We start from the raw sequence: 17,116 nt of genomic DNA on the forward strand, positions 1-17,116 counted from the left end.
GCCATTACTACATCCGGAACACGCCGACGTGCGTGTCCTCTATTGGCGCGTTCAAGGCAGCCCGCAATGACAGGGCAAGCACTTCGCGTGAGTTGCGTGGATCAATAATTCCGTCATCCCAAAGGCGTGCAGAGGCATATAGCGGATGGGATTGTTCTTCGAACATATCGATCGTTGGCTGTTTGAATGCGGCTTCCTCGGCCTCTGACCAAGTGCCGCCTTTGCGCTCGATTGCTGCGCGTTTTACCGTGCCGAGAACGCCCGCAGCCTGTTCGCCGCCCATGACGCTGATCCGGCTATTGGGCCAGGTCCAAAGGAAACGGGGTGAATAGGCGCGGCCACACATGCCGTAGTTTCCAGCCCCAAATGAGCCGCCAACAAGCATCGTGATTTTCGGCACTTCAGCAGTGGCAACGGCGGTGACGAGTTTCGCACCGTCCTTTGCGATCCCACCGTTTTCGTAGGATTTGCCAACCATGAATCCCGAGAGGTTTTGCAGGAAGACAAGGGGGATCTTGCGCTTGGTGCAGAGCTGAACGAAATGCGCGCCCTTTAGCGAGCTTTCGGAAAACAACACGCCATTGTTGGCGATGATGCCGGCAGGAATACCCATCACATGCGCGAACCCACACACGAGTGTCGTGCCATATCGCGCCTTGAACTCATCAAAGCGGGACCCATCAACAAGACGGGCGATGACTTCGCGGATGTCATAGGGGGTCTTTAGGCTGGCAGGCACAACGCCCAACAATTCAGATGGATCGTATAGTGGGGCTTCAGGTGTCTGAAGCTCGATAGAGGCAGTAGGCGATTGGTTTAAATTGCGTACCGCGTCACGGGCCAAGGCCAGCGCGTGGGCGTCATCGTTTGCCAAGTAATCCGCAACGCCAGACAAACGTGTGTGAACATCGCCGCCACCCAATTCTTCGGTCGAGACAACTTCGCCGGTCGCGGCCTTCACCAAGGGGGGCCCAGCTAGGAAAATCGTACCCTGTTCCTTTACGATAATCGTGACGTCAGACATCGCAGGAACGTAAGCACCGCCCGCTGTGCAAGACCCCATCACAACGGCGATCTGGGCAATTCCTTTGCCAGACATCCGTGCCTGATTGTAAAAGATGCGCCCAAAATGATCGCGGTCAGGGAATACTTCGTCTTGATTGGGCAGGTTCGCACCGCCGCTGTCCACAAGGTAAACGCAGGGCAGGTGGTTTTGCTCTGCGATCTCTTGCGCGCGCAGGTGCTTTTTCACGGTCATCGGGAAATAGGTTCCGCCTTTGACCGTCGCATCATTGCACAAGATCATCACATCGCGGCCCGCAACGCGGCCAATGCCCGCAATCGCACCCGCAGCAGGGCTGGCGTTGTCGTACAGGCCATGCGCGCCAAACAACCCGACCTCAAGGAACGAAGACCCCGGGTCGAGCAGCCCTGCGATGCGGTCACGTGGCAGCAGTTTGCCACGTTCCACATGCCGTTCGCGAGACGCCTCTGGACCGCCTTGCAGCGCGTGATTTGCGGCCTCTTCGATTTCAGCCAAGCTGGAAAGATGGGCCGTTTGATTGGCTTGAAAACTGTCAGATGCAGGTGAGATTTGCGAGCGAAGTACGGCCATTATGACATCGCCGCCATCAATTCGCGCCCGACCAGCATGCGCCTGATTTCACTGGTGCCTGCACCGATCTCCATCAGCTTTGCATCGCGGAAAATACGCGCAACCGGGGCATCGTTCATGAAGCCAGCGCCACCCATAGCCTGCACGGCCTGATGCGCCACGATCATCGCTTCTTCTGAGGCATAAAGCACGCAAGCGGCGGCATCTTGGCGCGTGGCTTCGCCGCGATCACAGGCTTTGGCGACTTCATACGTATAGGCACGTGCCGAGTTCAGCTTGGTATACATGTCAGCGATTTTGCCCTGCATCAGCTGGAACGACCCAATGGGTTTGCCGAACTGTTTGCGTTCAACCATGTAGGGCATGATTTCATCCAGACAGGCGGCCATGATGCCTGAGCCGATGCCAGACAAAACGACGCGTTCGTAATCAAGACCGGACATCAGAACCTGAACGCCGCGGCCCTCTTCTCCAAGAATATTTTCGTAGGGCACTTCGACGTCTTCAAACACCAGTTCAACCGTGTTGGACCCGCGCATCCCGAGCTTGTCGAAATGGTTGGACTGGCTGAACCCGGGCATTGATTTTTCAATGAGGAACGCGGTGATGCCTTTTGGCCCAGCATCCGGATCAGTTTTGGCGTAAACGACAAGCGTGTTCGCCTCACCGCCATTGGTGATCCAGTACTTGTTGCCGTTCAGGATGAAACGGTCGTTTTTTTTCTCAGCCCGCAGGGACATGCCCACAACGTCAGAACCGGCGCCACTTTCGGACATGGCGAGGGCACCAACGCTGGCACCGGAAATCAGGTCTGGCAGGTACTGGGCCTTTTGCGCGTCGGTTCCGTTGCGATTGATCTGGTTCACGCACAGGTTCGAATGCGCCCCATAGCTGAGAGAGATTGACGCCGATGCGCGGGCGATTTCCTCAACCGCGACGACATGGGCCAAATAACCCATGTCCGAACCGCCTTGGGCTTCGGGCACTGTAATGCCGAGCAATCCCAGCTCACCCATTTCCGCCCAAAGCTCTTCTGGGAAAACGTTGTCCTGATCCGTCTTTGCCGCCAAAGGCTTTACGCGATCTTGCGCCCAGCGATGCACCATATCGCGCAGGGCATTCACATCTTCGCCTAAGTCGAACGTCATTGATCCGTGAAACATTATCTTACCTTTCGGGTGGAGCAGAGTAGGTCGCACCGACGCTTTGCAGTGCTGCTTGCACATAGCATTCGACCACGTCTGTAGGGGTTTGAGGGCCGGATTGACGGAACCAAACGGTTACGCCTCCCAGCATGGAGAGGATCGACCGCGCGTGAATGGCAGGGTCGGAAATCTTGAAGTCGCCAGCAGTCTGGCCGTCGCGCAAGATCGCCCGCAATGCGGCTTCGTAATCGTTGCGTTCTTTTAGGATTTGTGTGGCGCCATCGGGTTCCAAACTGCGCAATTCCATATAGGCGATGAAGATATCATCTGGATTGGCGATGTTATGGAGCACGTGACTACGTACGAACTGTTCCAGACGCGCGGAGGGGGCGAGGTCATTGTTTATCGGTGCAATGACCGCATCATGGGCGCGGCTTAGATTCTCTTGCATCAGATCGACAAGGATCGCCTGCTTGTTCGGGAAATGGTTGTAGATGCCACCGGGCTGTTTGCCGACGCCTTGGGCGATTTCGCGCATGGAAACACCGTTGTAGCCATGTTCAGCGAACAGGCTGCGCGCAGCGTCGCGGATAAGGTTCTTGGTGTTGTGGCCAGTTTTCATGGCGCGAACATAAATGAACGTTCATTCATGTCAATGTTTGTGTTGTCAGAGGAGGCGGTAGAGCTCTGTTATTCGGCGGGAACAAACCCTTCGATAAGGTGCCTAAGGCCGATGCGTGCGCCAATGAACATGGACGCAAAGGCGAGGGGGGCTGAGAACGCCAGAAGCGAGAACGCAGAGAGGCCTTGGCCGATGCTACAGCCCAACGCCACCGCTGCACCTGCGCCCATCATGGCCGCCCCAAAGATCTGACGACGCAATTCGCGTGGGTCTTCGCAGGCTTCCCAGCGGAAATGGCCTTTGATTAAGCTGCCGATAAATGCGCCGAGCCAAACCCCGGCAACCGATCCAATCCCAAAGCTAAGTGTCTGACCAGACGCGGTCATCCCGTAAAGCATCGTTTCACCAATAGGGGCGGAGAAAGTGTGGGACACAACAGGCGTGCCATCAAAACCATTCGCAGCAATCCAGCTTGTGGAAACCCACGCACTGATGACCGCCATGCCAACAACCGCAGACCAGAACATTGCCCGTTTGTCGGACCGCATACTCGCACTTGAAAGGGCAAGCGCGATTAGGCCGAGGCCAATTGCGGTGCCAACGACCCAAACGGGCAGGCCCGTGAAGCCATTGGTGAAATGCGCGATACCTTGGGGTTCAAGGGCAGGGGCAGGAGGTGGGAATGCCGCCACGCGAAGCCAAGCAACCGGCCCTGAAATGGTAGCATAGGCCGCCATGCCCATGACAACGACGATAACGAAAGACCGCAGGTCGCCACCGCCAAGCCGGGCAAGCGCGCCAAAGCCGCAATTTCCCGCCATTGCCATTCCGTACCCGAACACAAGGCTTCCAAGGATCGTAGCGATAGGGGCAACGTTTTGGTTCAGATAAAAGGAGGACGTTGGCGTAACCAACCCGAACGCAAGGCACGCGAAAGTGCCGAAAACTGCAGTCCCGATCGCAAGGACCCACATGCGCAGGCGCACGTCACTGCGTCCGAAAGCATAGTCTTCTATTGCGCCGAGCGTACAAAACCGACCCAATCGTGCCGCCAGCCCTAGAAGAATGCCCCCAAAGGCACCGCCGAGCGCCGCAACAGTCCCATCACCCCAAGCATCCAGCATGGTGCGTCCTCCCTAAATGACATGGCCGTCGCGTCTTACCTCCCTGCGCGTCGATCAGTCTTTGTTGCAGAATAGATCGTAAACTACAGATATGATCCGCTTACAGCGGTCATCCGTCAAGCTGTAGTAAATCGCTTTGCCTTCGCGACGTGGTTTAACCAGCCCTTCGAGGCGCAAACGGCCCAGTTGTTGGGACACCGCAGCTTGGCGTGCGGACAGTAGGCGTTCGAGTTCATGAACAGATTTTTCACCGGTTGCGAGGTGGCACAGAATAAGAAGGCGGCCCTCATGACCGATGGCTTTCAAGAAATTCGTCGCAAGCGCAGCGCTTTCGACCATATTGTCGATCTCAGCTTCGCTCAGGCTGTCATCAAGGACGGGTAAGGACATATTTCTAATCTGCTCTTAAACGCGCGGTGAGGGCGATTTCGCCAGTTTCGGGTCTTTTACAGAGTTCGCGTTAACAATGCGAGACTCGCAAAAATTAATAATTACAGCGTGCTTTAAGTGCCATCGCCGCTGGATTCGGTTTTTACATCAAAGGGGATGTCATTCTGCTCAAGTATCATGCCAACAAGCCCCCAGAAGAAGTCTTCCCCTGGGTAGCCCTCTAGGCGCGATACTTCTTCGCCATCAACGAGCAATACAAACGTCGGTGTGAAATTGATCGCCCGAGCGAGCGTTATGTCATCAGGTTGAGGTTCGGTAATATCCATCCGGCGCAGGGGCGCAGCGGCGCCTTCGCCGGTCTTTTCATAAATAGGGCCGATCTGCGCATTCCATTGTGCGCAGTAAACGCAGCCCGGTTCTTCGGCCATCAATAGGGTCGTTTCCGCCGGTGCCAAACTCGGCAGGGCAAAAAATGCGGTTGCAGCGAAAACTCTGGTCAAATGATTAAACATTCAATTATTGTAATATGATTAGTGCACTGTTTCAAGAAAGCCTTACATGCAAGAGATCACATTCTTTGGAGCAATGATTGCAGGCCTGCTGTCTTTCTTCACGCCCTGCATCCTTCCAATGGTCCCGTTTTACCTGAGCTACATGGCAGGGGTGTCCATGAACGAGCTGCAAGGCGAGGATGATTTTCCGCCGGGCACACAGCGCCGTTTGATCTTTTCAGCGACCGCATTTGCCTGCGGCGTGACCACGATTTTCATTCTGCTGGGCATAGGGGCGACAGCCGTGGGCGGTGTGTTTGGGCAATGGAAGGACGAGCTGCGCTGGGTCGCGGCGGCAATTCTATTGCTGTTCGGGCTGCATTTCCTCGGGATCATGCGAATCCCGCTTTTGTACCGCGAAGCGAAAATCGAAAGCAGCGCCAAGCCGTCCAACATTGTTGGCGCGTACCTGATGGGCCTCGCGTTCGGGTTTGGCTGGACGCCTTGCGTTGGGCCAGCTTTGGCGTCGATCCTGATGTTGGCCAGCGGGTTTGGTAACATCTGGGAGGGTGGGGCGCTACTTGCGGTTTACGGGCTGTCCATGACGTCCCCGTTCATCGCCGCGGCATTCTTTGCGCGTCCGTTCCTTGGCTGGGCGCAGCGCAACCGCAAATACCTTGGCGCTGTCGAAAAAGTCATGGGCGCAATGCTGATCCTGTTTGCGGTTCTCATCGCGACAAATTCGATCAACTACATCGCGGATTGGATGATCCGCACGTTCCCGTCTTTCACGACTATTGGTTAAAGGAGAATTCTCATGTTTCGAACAACACTTGCAGCACTCGCTTTACTCGCGACACCTGTATTCGCCGCTGAAATTGGTGACGACGGGTTGCACGAAGCCCCTTGGATCGAAGAGACGTTCAAAGATTTACGTGAGGATTTGGAAGAAGCCGAAGCGCAGGGCAAGACCTTGATGGTCATTATTGAACAGCGTGGCTGCATCTATTGCACCAAGATGTACGAGGAGGTGTTTCCGGATCCAGAAATTACGGCCGCGTTGATGGATGACTTCTATGTCGTGCAGCTGAACATGTTTGGCGACGTTGATGTCACTGACTTCGACGGAGAGACGATGTCAGAGAAAGATATCGCGCAGCGATGGAACGCGAACTTCACACCGATGATCATGTTCTTTCCACCAGAAGTTGCGAACGACGTCGCTGCGGATGACGCAGCGATTGTGTCCATGCCGGGCGCGTTTGGGAAGTGGACGACATTGAATTTGCTGAACTGGATTAGCGAAGACCGCTACGAAGGGGGGGAAAACTTTCAACGTTATCACGCACGCATCCTACAAGAGCGCGGAATCGTTGAATAAAACTCAAAGTTACATAATCACATTCAAATAGTTGATTTTGTAGTTGCGAGAATCTGATCCGGTGCGCTACGGTATACATCAAGAGGACGGACTCTGGGAGGGGCCCATGAAAAGAACGATACTAGCAGCCGCTGTAACAGGCTTGGGAACCATCGCGTTCGCAGAAACAGCACCAAACGATATCACCTTCGGTGAGTATGGTCAGATCGAGACATCTTTGTCCGGTGTGGCTGGCGATCCGGCGGCGGGTCTTGAGATCATGGTCGCACGTGGCAAAGGCAATTGCATTGCTTGCCACCAAGTGACCGCGCTCGAGGAATATCCATTCCACGGGGAAGTTGGCCCGTCATTGGATTTCGTCGGCGAACGTTGGGAAGAAGCTGACCTTCGGGGCATCGTCGCAAGCGCGAAGATGACGTTCCCTGAATCGATCATGCCGTCATTTTACAAGACCGAAGGCTTTATTCGTCCAGGCAACGCCTACACAGGCCGTGCCGCAGAAGGCGAGATTGAGCCAATTCTGACCGCTCAAGAAATTGAAGATGTGGTCGCATACCTAATGACGCTGACCGAGTAATCGTCAGCTTTCGATAAAATAACAGGAGAAATCATGAGCTTTACACGTAGAGATACGCTCAGATTGGCAATGGGCACCGCAGTTGCGGCCGCTGTTCCATTCAAAGTATTTGCTGACGTAGACGCAGACGTTGCAGCGTTCACTGAAGGCGCTGAAATCGGTGAGGGCGGCATCACACTCGTCGCGCCGGAAATCGCAGAAAACGGCAACACCGTGCCAATCGAAGTCGACGCCCCGGGCGCAGTTGCGATCTTGGTTCTCGCGACTGGTAACCCGACACCGGCTGTTGGCACGTTTAACTTCGGTCCACTGGCTGGCGCGCAAATGGCGTCCACACGGATCCGACTTGCTGGGACGCAAGACGTTCTTGCAATCGCAAAAATGGCTGACGGCACCTTTGTTCAGGCGCGCCAAGAAGTGAAAGTCACAATCGGCGGCTGCGGCGGCTAAGGGAGCATAAGAACATGGCAGATAATGTAACACCACGCATTCGCGTTCCACGCGAAGCATCCGCTGGCGAAACGATCACAATCAAAACACTGATCTCTCACCCAATGGAATCCGGTCAGCGCAAAGACGGTGACGGAAACGTCATCCCGCGTTCGATCATCAACCGTTTCACGTGTGATTTCAACGGCCAGAACGTCATCGACGTAACGATGGAACCAGCGATTTCGACAAATCCGTTCCTTGAATTCCAAGCGGTCGTCCCAGAGGCGGGCACGTTTGTCTTCACATGGTACGACGATGACGGTGACATCTACACCGAAGAAAAAGAAATCGCCGTTAGCTAATCACTGACCCGGGGAGGGGCCAAGATGAAAAAAACACTTACTTCAATAGGTGCCGTATGCTTCGCAATGGCCGTTCCTTTTGGGCAGGCGTTTGCGGATGAGGATGCAGATCTTGTCGTAAACGGCGAGCTTGAGATTACCGTACGTGCTCCGGCACCAGCGCATCTCGAGAACCTCGATGAAATCACATCGGGTTGGGTGTATCGCTCAACAGAAACGCAAGCGTTTCAACTGGACGACTTCGAAAACCCGGGCATGATTTTTGTTGATTCAGGTCTTGAATCTTGGACCACGGTCGAAGGTGAAGCGGGCGAGTCTTGTGCAAGCTGTCATGGCGATGCTGAGGAAATGGCCGGTGTCAGTGCGACCTATCCAAAGTGGAACGATGATGCGGAAGAAGTTCGTACACTGACCATGCAGGTCAACGCTTGCCGCACTGAGCAGATGGGCGCTGAAGAATGGAAATATGACAAACCTGACATGTTGAACATGACGGCGCTTTTGGCCTCCGTGTCTCGCGGTATGCCTGTCAACGTTGCGATCGATGGCCCTGCGGCGGCTACATGGGAGCAGGGACGTGATTTGTACTACACACGTACCGGCATTCTTGAATTGTCTTGCGCGAATTGCCACGAAGACAATTACGGCAACAACATCCGTGCGGACCACTTGAGCCAAGGTCAGATCAACGGCTTCCCAACTTATCGTCTTAAGAACGCGCGTTTGAACGGTGTGCACTCCCGCTTCCGCGGGTGTGTCCGTGACACCCGCGCTGAGACTTACGCGGTTGGTAGCCCAGAGTTTATTGCGCTTGAGCTTTACGTTGCTTCAAGGGGCAACGGATTGGACGTCGAAGGCCCATCCGTCCGTAACTAAACATTCTGAAGGGCCGCGGCGTGAAAGCGTACGCGGCCTTTCTTTCATTTAACACATTCACCTTTGTGAATGTGATTAAATTTTAAAGGACAGGACAGAGCATGATTTCTCGCCGCGATTTTCTTCAAGCCAGCATGGCAGCTAGTGCACTTGTCGGTGCATCCGGTTTCGGCAATTGGGGCAAATTGGCTGCGCAGCAAATGCTGTCGCAAGACGATCTGCTTGATTTTGACACCTACGGCAATGTGTCCCTGATCCATGTCACAGACATTCATGCGCAACTAAAGCCAATCTACTTCCGAGAACCTGAAGTAAACCTTGGCGTGGGCCGCAACAAAGGCGCAGTGCCGCATATTACGGGCGCAGACTTCCGCAAGGCTTACGGTATTGATGATGGAAGTCCGTCTCATTATGCGCTGACATATAACGATTTTTCCGCTTTGGCCCAAGGCTATGGCAAGATGGGTGGCATGGACCGCGTGTCCACTGTTGTGAACTCAATCCGCGCTGCACGCCCTGATGCGCTGCTGCTGGATGGCGGCGACACATGGCACGGGTCTTACACGTGTTATCACACAGAAGGCCAAGACGTGGTCAACGTGATGAACACGCTGAAGCCAGACGCGATGACGTTCCACTGGGAATTCACGCTCGGTTCCGGCCGTGTTCGCGACATCGTAAATGACCTGCCGTTCGCGGCCCTTGGTCAGAACATTTTTGATAGCGAATGGGATGAACCATCCGAAGACTTCGCACCATACAAATTCTTTGAGCGTGGTGGCGTGAAAATTGCCGTAATCGGGCAGGCGTTCCCATACATGCCGATCGCCAATCCTGGCTGGATGTTCCCAGAGTATTCCTTCGGTATTCGCGATCAGCGGATGCAAGAAATGGTTAATGAAGTCCGCGCAGCGGGTGCTGAGCTGGTTGTTTGCCTGTCCCACAACGGTTTCGACGTCGATAAAGCCATGGCAGGCCGTGTGACAGGGATCGACGTGATCCTCGCGGGCCACACCCATGATGCATTGCCTGAGCCTGTGATCGTTGGCGACACCATCATCATCGCGTCCGGTTCCAACGGCAAGTTTGTAAGTCGTGTTGATCTGGACGTGCGCGACGGCAAAATGATGGGCTTCCGCCACAAGCTGATCCCGATTTTTTCAGACGTGATTGAACCAGACGCCGAGGTCACAGCCGTGATCGACGAGCAGCGCGCACCATTTGAAGCTGAGCTGTCCGAGGTCTTGGGTCGCACATCCGATGATACGACGCTGTACCGTCGTGGTAACTTTAACGGGTCATGGGATGATCTGATCTGTGACGCGCTGATTGAGGAACGCGAAGCCGACATCGCAATGTCACCAGGGGTGCGTTGGGGGCCGTCTATCTTGCCGGGTCAGGACATCACACGTGAAGATCTTTGGAATGTTACGTCTATGACATACCCGAACGCCTATCGCACTGAAATGACGGGTGAATTTATTCACACCATCATGGAGGACGTGGCGGATAACCTGTTCAATGAGGACCCGTATTACCAGCAAGGCGGCGACATGGTCCGCGTTGGTGGCATGGGCTACCGCATCGACATCAACAAGCCCATCGGTGAGCGCGTCAGCAATCTAACGCTGCTGAAAACCGGTGAATCGATCGACCCGTCCAAGACCTACGTGGTTGCGGGGTGGGCATCGGTTAACGAGGGCACAGAAGGCCCACCAATTTGGGACGTGGTCGAAAACTACATCAAACGCGAGGGCACCGTCAGCGTGGCACCGAACACCAGTGTCGACGTTGTAGGCGCTTAAAGGAGAGCAATAGAAATGGATGAGTTTGCAAAAACATCCCGTCGCGCGTTTCTGCGCGGCAGCGCAGCAGTTGCTGCGGGAACTGTCGCAGGGCAGACGGCTGCACAGGGCGCGCCTGATCCGGCGATCACAGAACTACAGGACTGGGCGTCCTATCTCGGCGTTGGCGTCGATGAAACGCCATATGGTCTGCCGATCAAATTCGAAACAGACGTCGTGCGCCGCAATGTGGCTTGGCTGACTGCGTCGCCAATTTCGTCAATCAACTTTACGCCGATCCACGCCCTTGAAGGTACGATCACGCCGCAGGGTTGCGCGTTTGAACGTCACCACTCCGGCGCTATCGAGCTGAGCAAAGACGATTATCGCTTGATGATCAACGGCTTGGTAGATCGCCCGCTGGTATTCACTTACGCTGATCTTGAGCGTCTGCCACGCGAAAACCACGTGTATTTCTGCGAATGTGCGGCGAATACCGGCATGGAATGGGCTGGCGCGCAGCTGAACGGCGCGCAGTTCACCCACGGTATGATCCACAACATGGAATACACCGGCGTTCCACTGCGCACGCTGCTGGCCGAGGCTGGCCTCGACGCAACAGGCGATCTGGCGGACAAGTGGGTTTATGTTGAAGGTGCAGATGCGTCGTCCAACGGTCGCTCAATCCCAATGGAAAAAGCTTTGGATGACGTGCTTGTTGCGTTCAAGGCTAACGGCGAGGCATTGCGGATGGAGCACGGTTACCCAGTGCGCCTTGTCGTACCTGGTTGGGAAGGCAACATGTGGGTCAAGTGGCTTCGCCGCATTGAAGTGACAGATGCCGCCACTGAAAGCCGTGAAGAAACATCCAAGTACACAGACGTTCACGAGAACGGTGTTGCACGTAAGTGGACATGGGTGATGGACGCGAAATCTGTCATCACATCGCCAAGCCCGCAAATGCCGATCACTCATGGGCCTGGTCCGCTGGTTGTGTCCGGCCTTGCATGGTCCGGCCACGGTAAGATCACCCGCGTTGATGTCTCCATCGATGGCGGTGTGACATGGCAGACTGCACGTTTGGGCAAGCAGGGCGACACCAAAGCACTGACCCGTTTCTATCTCGATATGGATTGGGACGGCAGCGAGATGCTGATGCAAGCCCGTGCGATGGATGACACTGGCTACGTCCAACCAACCAAAGACCAGCTCCGCGAGATGCGCGGCGAAAACTCGGTCTACCACAACAACTGTATCCAAACATGGTTCGTGAACGAAGAAGGGGTCGCAGAGAATGTCGAAGTCTCTTAATCTATTTCTCCCTGCAATTGGCGGTACGGCCCTCGTATTAGGTGGCGCATACGGCTTTATGGCACGCGACTACGGCGCGAAAACAATCGAAAGCCTTGAAACACGAGTTGAGCAATCAACTGCAAGTGCCGCGAGCGCGACAGAAGCAGCGCGCGCTGCTGAGGCCGAGATCGCGCGTCTGGCCGCAGAGCGCGACGAGTTTCAAGCTATTGCCGCAGCAGGCGGTGGGCTGACACAGCCGGCACCGGTTGCAGAAGCTGTTTATGGTCTTGGCCGTGAAGCACTGCCAGAAGAAATCGCGGCTTGGGACGTTGATGTTCTCCCAGACGGGCGAGGTTTGCCTGTAGGTAGCGGTGACGTTTGGACGGGCGAAGAGCTGTTCGTTGATCAGTGTGCTGCATGTCACGGTGACTTCGCAGAAGGTTCAGGTAACTGGCCGGTTCTTGCAGGTGGCTTTGGCACACTTGCAGATGAGGACCCAGTGAAAACAGTCGGTTCCTACTGGCCGTACCTGTCTACGTCTTGGGACTACATCAACCGCTCTATGCCGTTTGGCGCTGCGGGCACACTGAGTGCTGATGAGACCTATGCGATCGTGGCTTACATTCTGTATTCCAACGACATGGTTGATGACGATTTCGTTCTAAGCAACGAGACGTTCTTTGAAATCGAAATGCCGAATGCGGACGGCTTTGTCATCGATGACCGTGCTGAAACAGAATACTCCATCTGGCGCGCTGAGCCATGTATGACGGGTTGTAAAGACAGCGTTGAAATCACAATGCACGCGTCTGTTGTCGATGTGACACCAGAAGAAGAGGGCATGGAAGAAGAAGCTATGCACTCCGAGGAACCTGCCGCTGAAGACGCGACTGGTGATGCTGAAGTCGTTGAAGCCTCTGTTGACCCTGCGTTGATCGATGCGGGTAAAGGCGTGTTCCGCCAATGTCAGTCTTGCCACGAAGTTGGTGAAGGCGCGTCTGACCGCACAGGTCCACAGCTGAACGGTTTGCTAGGTCGTACAATCGGCAGCATCGATGGTTTCCGGTACTCCAACTCCTTCAAGGATGCCGCTGAAGCGGGTGAAACATGGACAACTGAAGCGCTTGAAGCGTTCTTGACGGACCCACGCGGTGCAATGTCGGGAACGAAGATGGCCTATCGCGGTCTGTCTGATCCTGCCGACATCACCGCGGTCCTTGCTTACATCGAAAGCATTGGTGCTGAATGAGCTCTTTGAGAAACACCATTTCGACAGTCGCCATCGCTGCATTTGCAGCGGTGGCGCACGCCGATGTAGGGGGTGACGCCGAGCGCGGCGAAAACCTTTTCCGTCAATGCTCTGGCTGCCACCAAGTAGGGGCAGGCGCGGAAGATCGGGTCGGCCCGCACCTTAACGGCATTTTCGACAGCCCAGCAGGGGATTCCGAAGGGTATCGCTACTCCAACGGGATGGAACGTGCGGCTGCGGGTGGTTTGATTTGGACATACGAAACCCTTGATGCCTATATCAAAGATCCGCGTTCGCTTGTGTCCCAGACACGTATGTCTTTCGGTGGTTTTGATGACCAACAAGACCGTGATGACGTTCTAGCGTTCCTGCGGCGCTTTTCTGACAATCCACAAGACATTCCAGAATCCGCCCCAACCGCTGTTGCGGTTGACCATGAGATCGCTCCCGAAATCCTTGCGATCGTGGGGGACCCTGCGTACGGCGAATACCTTTCCGGAGAATGCACGGCATGCCACCAAACCAGTGGTGCGGCAAACGGCATTCCAAGCATCACTCATTGGCCAAGCGAAGATTTCGTGATCGCCATGCATGCCTACAAGGATGGGGTTCGCCAGCATCCAGTCATGCAAATGATGGCTGGGAGGCTGTCAAACGAAGAGATTGCGGCGCTTGCTGCGTATTTCAAAGACATCGAATAATCGGTGCATTTTAGGGAGAAAGTGAAATGAAACTCAACAGACGCGCCTTTATTGGCACCGCCGCGGCAGCAGCCGGCACATTTGCCGCACCGCTGTTGGTCCGTGCTGACGGTCATGCAAAGCCACGTGTTGTAATTGTCGGCGGGGGCGCTGGTGGCGCGACTGCTGCGCGCTACATTGCCAAGGATAGCAATGGCGAAATCGACGTTACGCTGATCGAACCAACACGCACCTATTACACCTGCTTCTTTTCCAACCTTTATTTGGGCGGCTTCCGCACAATGGACAGCCTGGGCCATTCTTACGGTACACTGGCAGCAGAATACGGCATCAACGTTGTACATGACTGGGCAACAGGTGTTGATCGCGACGCCAAGACAGTTACGACGGCTGGTGGTTACACAATCCCATATGATCGCCTGATCCTGTCACCAGGTATCGACTTTGTTGACGGTGCCGTTGCTGGTTGGGATGTATCATCCCAGAACGCTATGCCACACGCCTATAAAGCAGGTTCTCAGACCGAACTGTTGCGTGCCCAGATTGAGGCCATGCCGCAGGGTGGTACATACGCAATGGTTGCTCCGCCAAACCCATTCCGCTGCCCTCCTGGACCGTATGAGCGGATCAGCATGGTTGCGCATATGCTGAAAGAGAACAATCCAACAGCCAAGATCCTGATCGCGGACCCGAAGGAAAAGTTCTCTAAGCAGGGTCTGTTTGAAGATGGCTGGAGCACGCATTACGCGGGCATGATCGAACGCGTCGGTCCTGACTTTGGCGGTGACAACGTTGAAGTTGATCCAAACGCAATGACGCTCAGCATTGATGGCGAAGTTACAAACGTAGACGTTTGTAACGTTATCCCAGCAATGAAAGCGGGCAAGATCGCAGAAATCGCAGGCATCACTGAAGGCAACTGGGCCCCAGTAAATGCGGCTGATCTGTCTTCCAAGATGGATGAAAACATCCACATCTTGGGCGATGCTTGTGCGCAGGGCGATATGCCCAAATCCGGCTTCTCGGCCAACTCTCAGGCGAAGGTTTGCGCCAATGCCGTGCGCGGTGCGTTGACGGGGTCCACTGTGTTCCCAGCACGTTTTGCAAACACATGCTGGTCGCTGATCGACACCAACGACGGTGTTAAAGTTGGTGCGTCTTATGAAGCAACGGACGAAAAGATCGCTAAGGTAGACGGGTTCATTTCTGAGGTCGGCGAAAGCGCGGATGTGCGCCAAGCGACGTTTGAAGAATCTGTTGGTTGGTATGACGGCATTACAGCCGACATGTTTGGCTAAAAAAAAAGCTGCTGGGCTTTGATCTATGTCACGGTCCAGCACACCCAATTGCGTTACCAAAAGTTGAACTTTGGAGGAAAGACAATGAAACGACTTCTGCTTTCAGCTTGCTTTAGCGTAATTGCCACGATTTCTGCGGCACAAGGATCCACAGTCTACTCGTTTGACGGATCCTTTGATGACGCAACTTTTTCAGTTGAAAGCGCGATTGTTGGCCATGGTTTGGTTATAGATTATGTCAGTCACACAGGTGAAATGCTGGCACGGACAGCGCAAGACGTCGGTAGCGACGTGGAGCTGTTTACGGCCGCAGACATCTTTGTGTTTTGCTCCGCCAGCCTGTCCCGCGAAGTGATGGAAGCGGATCCAATGAACATCGCATATTGCCCATACGGTGTCTTTGTCGCCGAACGTGACGGCAAAGTGATGATCGGCTATCGCAACTACCCAGAGGGCGAAATGCAGAAGGTCCAAAGCCTTCTTGACGACATCGTCCAAGAGGCCCTCGGAGATTAACACGCGACATGAACTACAGCGACTTTTTCACTGGCGAACTTGATCGTCTGCGCGACGACGGCAACTACCGTGTCTTCGCTGACCTGCAACGCAAGCGCGGTTCCTTTCCGCAGGCCCTGAATCGCGACGGCGACAATAAGCGCGACGTGACGATCTGGTGTTCCAACGACTACCTTGGCATGGGCCAGCACGAAGACGTTTTGGGTGCAATGCACGACGCCATTGATACGGTCGGCGCAGGGGCAGGCGGGACGCGCAATATTTCTGGTACAACCCACCAACACGTCGTTCTGGAACAGGAACTTGCTGACTTGCATGGCAAAGAAGCGGCGTTGTTGTTCACATCCGGCTACGTTTCCAACTGGGCCGCGCTTGGCACATTGGCCGCGCGTATTCCAAATTGCTTGGTGTTGTCGGACGCTTTGAACCACGCCAGCATGATCGAAGGCATCCGCCATTCGCGTGCCGAATGCCAGCGGTTCCGCCACAATGATGTCGAACACCTCGAAGAGCTGCTGAAGGCGCAGCCGCTTGATCGCCCGAAACTGATCGCTTTTGAATCCGTCTATTCGATGGACGGTGACATCGGCCCGATTGAGGAAATTTGCGATCTGGCGGACAAGTACAACGCGATGACCTATCTGGATGAAGTTCACGCTGTTGGCCTTTATGGCCCGCGCGGTGGGGGCATCGCCGAGGAACGCGGTCTGATGGATCGCCTGACAGTGATCGAAGGGACGTTAGGCAAGGCATTCGGCGTGATGGGCGGCTATATCGCGGCCTCAACTGCGCTATGTGACTTCATCCGCTCCTTCGCAAGCGGGTTCATTTTCACAACAGCGCTTCCGCCGGCTATTGCCGCAGGCGCGGCGGCGTCGGTGCGTCACCTGAAAAACAGCAGTTTTGAGCGTGCGCAGCAAAAGCAGCGCGTGGCGCAAGTTCGCGCACGTCTGGACGCGGTTGGAATTCCACACACTGATAACGAAAGCCACATCATTCCGGTGATGGTAGGTGATCCGGTTAAATGCAAATACCTGTCTGATATTTTGTTGAAAGATCACGGTATTTATATCCAGCCGATCAATTATCCAACGGTTCCTAAGGGAACCGAACGTCTGCGTATCACGCCGTCTCCGGTCCATAGCCAAGCGGATATTGATAACCTCGTTGGCGCATTGGAACTGCTTTGGTCCCAGTGCGAGTTGGCACGCATTCCGATGGCGGCGCAGTAGCAATTCCAACGCTCGATAACGGGTAGGT

At 54.9% G+C, this 17,116-nt stretch carries 19 protein-coding genes; 13 read left to right on the plus strand and 6 right to left on the minus strand.

Annotated elements, in window-relative coordinates; translation table 11 throughout:
- Window positions 1–7: 7 nt before the first annotated feature.
- From OCA8868_RS00490 to OCA8868_RS00515, 6 genes are all read right to left on the minus strand, one after another.
- Window positions 8–1,615: a carboxyl transferase domain-containing protein gene (locus OCA8868_RS00490; protein ID WP_093994608.1), complete on the minus strand. Its 1,608-nt coding sequence runs from the start codon at window positions 1,613–1,615 to the stop codon at window positions 8–10.
- On the minus strand, window positions 1,615–2,778 hold the full coding sequence (locus OCA8868_RS00495; protein WP_093994609.1) for an acyl-CoA dehydrogenase family protein: 1,164 nt from the start codon (window positions 2,776–2,778) through the stop codon (window positions 1,615–1,617). Before OCA8868_RS00495 ends, OCA8868_RS00490 begins: the two co-directional genes overlap by 1 nt.
- A gap of 4 nt (window positions 2,779–2,782) precedes the next feature.
- The gene (locus OCA8868_RS00500; RefSeq protein WP_093994610.1) at window positions 2,783–3,382 is read right to left on the minus strand and encodes a TetR/AcrR family transcriptional regulator; all 600 of its coding nucleotides are present in this window, start codon (window positions 3,380–3,382) and stop codon (window positions 2,783–2,785) included.
- A 68-nt stretch (window positions 3,383–3,450) separates the two neighbouring features.
- Window positions 3,451–4,506, minus strand: coding sequence for a YeeE/YedE family protein (locus OCA8868_RS00505; RefSeq protein WP_093994611.1), 1,056 nt, complete (start codon window positions 4,504–4,506; stop codon window positions 3,451–3,453).
- Window positions 4,507–4,560: 54 nt separating this feature from the next.
- Window positions 4,561–4,896: an ArsR/SmtB family transcription factor gene (locus tag OCA8868_RS00510; RefSeq protein ID WP_093994612.1), complete on the minus strand. Its 336-nt coding sequence runs from the start codon at window positions 4,894–4,896 to the stop codon at window positions 4,561–4,563.
- Between the two features lie 113 nt (window positions 4,897–5,009).
- On the minus strand, window positions 5,010–5,396 hold the full coding sequence (locus OCA8868_RS00515) for a thioredoxin fold domain-containing protein (RefSeq protein WP_370737980.1): 387 nt from the start codon (window positions 5,394–5,396) through the stop codon (window positions 5,010–5,012).
- A gap of 58 nt (window positions 5,397–5,454) precedes the next feature.
- Here OCA8868_RS00515 and OCA8868_RS00520 point away from each other — a divergent pair, with 58 nt between their 5' ends.
- From OCA8868_RS00520 to hemA, 13 genes are all read left to right on the plus strand, one after another.
- Window positions 5,455–6,192 carry a cytochrome c biogenesis CcdA family protein gene (locus OCA8868_RS00520; protein WP_093994614.1) on the plus strand — a complete coding sequence of 246 codons (738 nt, stop codon included), beginning with the start codon at window positions 5,455–5,457 and terminating at the stop codon, window positions 6,190–6,192.
- 12 nt (window positions 6,193–6,204) lie between these two features.
- A complete protein-coding gene (locus OCA8868_RS00525) occupies window positions 6,205–6,768 on the plus strand; it encodes a thioredoxin family protein (RefSeq protein ID WP_093994615.1) in 564 nt (187 codons plus the stop codon).
- Between the two features lie 106 nt (window positions 6,769–6,874).
- Window positions 6,875–7,345 (plus strand): sulfur oxidation c-type cytochrome SoxX, encoded by a 471-nt coding sequence (gene soxX, locus OCA8868_RS00530; protein WP_093994616.1) that lies wholly within the window; start codon window positions 6,875–6,877, stop codon window positions 7,343–7,345.
- Between the two features lie 33 nt (window positions 7,346–7,378).
- Window positions 7,379–7,795, plus strand: a complete 417-nt coding sequence (soxY, locus tag OCA8868_RS00535; protein WP_093994617.1) for a thiosulfate oxidation carrier protein SoxY — start codon at window positions 7,379–7,381, stop codon at window positions 7,793–7,795.
- Window positions 7,796–7,809: 14 nt separating this feature from the next.
- Entirely contained in the window at window positions 7,810–8,139 is a 330-nt protein-coding gene (gene soxZ, locus OCA8868_RS00540; protein WP_093994618.1) for a thiosulfate oxidation carrier complex protein SoxZ, read from the plus strand.
- A gap of 24 nt (window positions 8,140–8,163) precedes the next feature.
- On the plus strand, window positions 8,164–9,015 hold the full coding sequence (gene soxA / locus OCA8868_RS00545) for a sulfur oxidation c-type cytochrome SoxA (protein ID WP_093994619.1): 852 nt from the start codon (window positions 8,164–8,166) through the stop codon (window positions 9,013–9,015).
- Between the two features lie 101 nt (window positions 9,016–9,116).
- Window positions 9,117–10,820 carry a thiosulfohydrolase SoxB gene (gene soxB, locus OCA8868_RS00550; RefSeq protein WP_093994620.1) on the plus strand — a complete coding sequence of 568 codons (1,704 nt, stop codon included), beginning with the start codon at window positions 9,117–9,119 and terminating at the stop codon, window positions 10,818–10,820.
- Window positions 10,821–10,835: 15 nt separating this feature from the next.
- A complete protein-coding gene (gene soxC, locus OCA8868_RS00555; RefSeq protein WP_093994621.1) occupies window positions 10,836–12,110 on the plus strand; it encodes a sulfite dehydrogenase in 1,275 nt (424 codons plus the stop codon).
- Window positions 12,094–13,341, plus strand: coding sequence for a c-type cytochrome (locus tag OCA8868_RS00560; protein WP_093994622.1), 1,248 nt, complete (start codon window positions 12,094–12,096; stop codon window positions 13,339–13,341). Before soxC ends, OCA8868_RS00560 begins: the two co-directional genes overlap by 17 nt.
- Window positions 13,338–14,042, plus strand: a complete 705-nt coding sequence (locus tag OCA8868_RS00565; protein WP_093994623.1) for a c-type cytochrome — start codon at window positions 13,338–13,340, stop codon at window positions 14,040–14,042. The genes OCA8868_RS00560 and OCA8868_RS00565 overlap by 4 nt, the downstream gene beginning before the upstream one ends.
- Before the next feature lie 26 nt (window positions 14,043–14,068).
- A complete protein-coding gene (locus OCA8868_RS00570) occupies window positions 14,069–15,340 on the plus strand; it encodes an NAD(P)/FAD-dependent oxidoreductase (RefSeq protein WP_093994624.1) in 1,272 nt (423 codons plus the stop codon).
- Between the two features lie 84 nt (window positions 15,341–15,424).
- Window positions 15,425–15,856, plus strand: coding sequence for a DUF302 domain-containing protein (locus OCA8868_RS00575; RefSeq protein ID WP_093994625.1), 432 nt, complete (start codon window positions 15,425–15,427; stop codon window positions 15,854–15,856).
- An 8-nt stretch (window positions 15,857–15,864) separates the two neighbouring features.
- Window positions 15,865–17,088 (plus strand): 5-aminolevulinate synthase, encoded by a 1,224-nt coding sequence (hemA, locus tag OCA8868_RS00580; RefSeq protein ID WP_093994626.1) that lies wholly within the window; start codon window positions 15,865–15,867, stop codon window positions 17,086–17,088.
- Window positions 17,089–17,116 lie beyond the last annotated feature (28 nt).

It is taken from the genome of Octadecabacter ascidiaceicola (genome assembly GCF_900185015.1).
Taxonomy (GTDB): Bacteria; Pseudomonadota; Alphaproteobacteria; order Rhodobacterales; family Rhodobacteraceae; genus Octadecabacter; species Octadecabacter ascidiaceicola.

Excerpts from the sequence above, each read along its gene's own strand:
- OCA8868_RS00575 (WP_093994625.1), top strand. The coding sequence starts at position 15,425 with ATGAAACGACTTCTGCTTTCAGCTTGCTTTAGCGTAATTGCCACGATT.
- OCA8868_RS00500 (WP_093994610.1), bottom strand. The coding sequence starts at position 3,382 with ATGAAAACTGGCCACAACACCAAGAACCTTATCCGCGACGCTGCGCGC.
- OCA8868_RS00490 (WP_093994608.1), bottom strand. The coding sequence starts at position 1,615 with ATGGCCGTACTTCGCTCGCAAATCTCACCTGCATCTGACAGTTTTCAA.
- OCA8868_RS00520 (WP_093994614.1), top strand. The coding sequence starts at position 5,455 with ATGCAAGAGATCACATTCTTTGGAGCAATGATTGCAGGCCTGCTGTCT.
- soxY (WP_093994617.1), top strand. The coding sequence starts at position 7,379 with ATGAGCTTTACACGTAGAGATACGCTCAGATTGGCAATGGGCACCGCA.
- hemA (WP_093994626.1), top strand. The coding sequence starts at position 15,865 with ATGAACTACAGCGACTTTTTCACTGGCGAACTTGATCGTCTGCGCGAC.
- OCA8868_RS00560 (WP_093994622.1), top strand. The coding sequence starts at position 12,094 with ATGTCGAAGTCTCTTAATCTATTTCTCCCTGCAATTGGCGGTACGGCC.
- OCA8868_RS00565 (WP_093994623.1), top strand. The coding sequence starts at position 13,338 with ATGAGCTCTTTGAGAAACACCATTTCGACAGTCGCCATCGCTGCATTT.
- soxC (WP_093994621.1), top strand. The coding sequence starts at position 10,836 with ATGGATGAGTTTGCAAAAACATCCCGTCGCGCGTTTCTGCGCGGCAGC.
- soxZ (WP_093994618.1), top strand. The coding sequence starts at position 7,810 with ATGGCAGATAATGTAACACCACGCATTCGCGTTCCACGCGAAGCATCC.
- OCA8868_RS00525 (WP_093994615.1), top strand. The coding sequence starts at position 6,205 with ATGTTTCGAACAACACTTGCAGCACTCGCTTTACTCGCGACACCTGTA.
- soxA (WP_093994619.1), top strand. The coding sequence starts at position 8,164 with ATGAAAAAAACACTTACTTCAATAGGTGCCGTATGCTTCGCAATGGCC.
- soxX (WP_093994616.1), top strand. The coding sequence starts at position 6,875 with ATGAAAAGAACGATACTAGCAGCCGCTGTAACAGGCTTGGGAACCATC.
- OCA8868_RS00505 (WP_093994611.1), bottom strand. The coding sequence starts at position 4,506 with ATGCTGGATGCTTGGGGTGATGGGACTGTTGCGGCGCTCGGCGGTGCC.
- OCA8868_RS00495 (WP_093994609.1), bottom strand. The coding sequence starts at position 2,778 with ATGTTTCACGGATCAATGACGTTCGACTTAGGCGAAGATGTGAATGCC.
- OCA8868_RS00510 (WP_093994612.1), bottom strand. The coding sequence starts at position 4,896 with ATGTCCTTACCCGTCCTTGATGACAGCCTGAGCGAAGCTGAGATCGAC.
- OCA8868_RS00570 (WP_093994624.1), top strand. The coding sequence starts at position 14,069 with ATGAAACTCAACAGACGCGCCTTTATTGGCACCGCCGCGGCAGCAGCC.
- soxB (WP_093994620.1), top strand. The coding sequence starts at position 9,117 with ATGATTTCTCGCCGCGATTTTCTTCAAGCCAGCATGGCAGCTAGTGCA.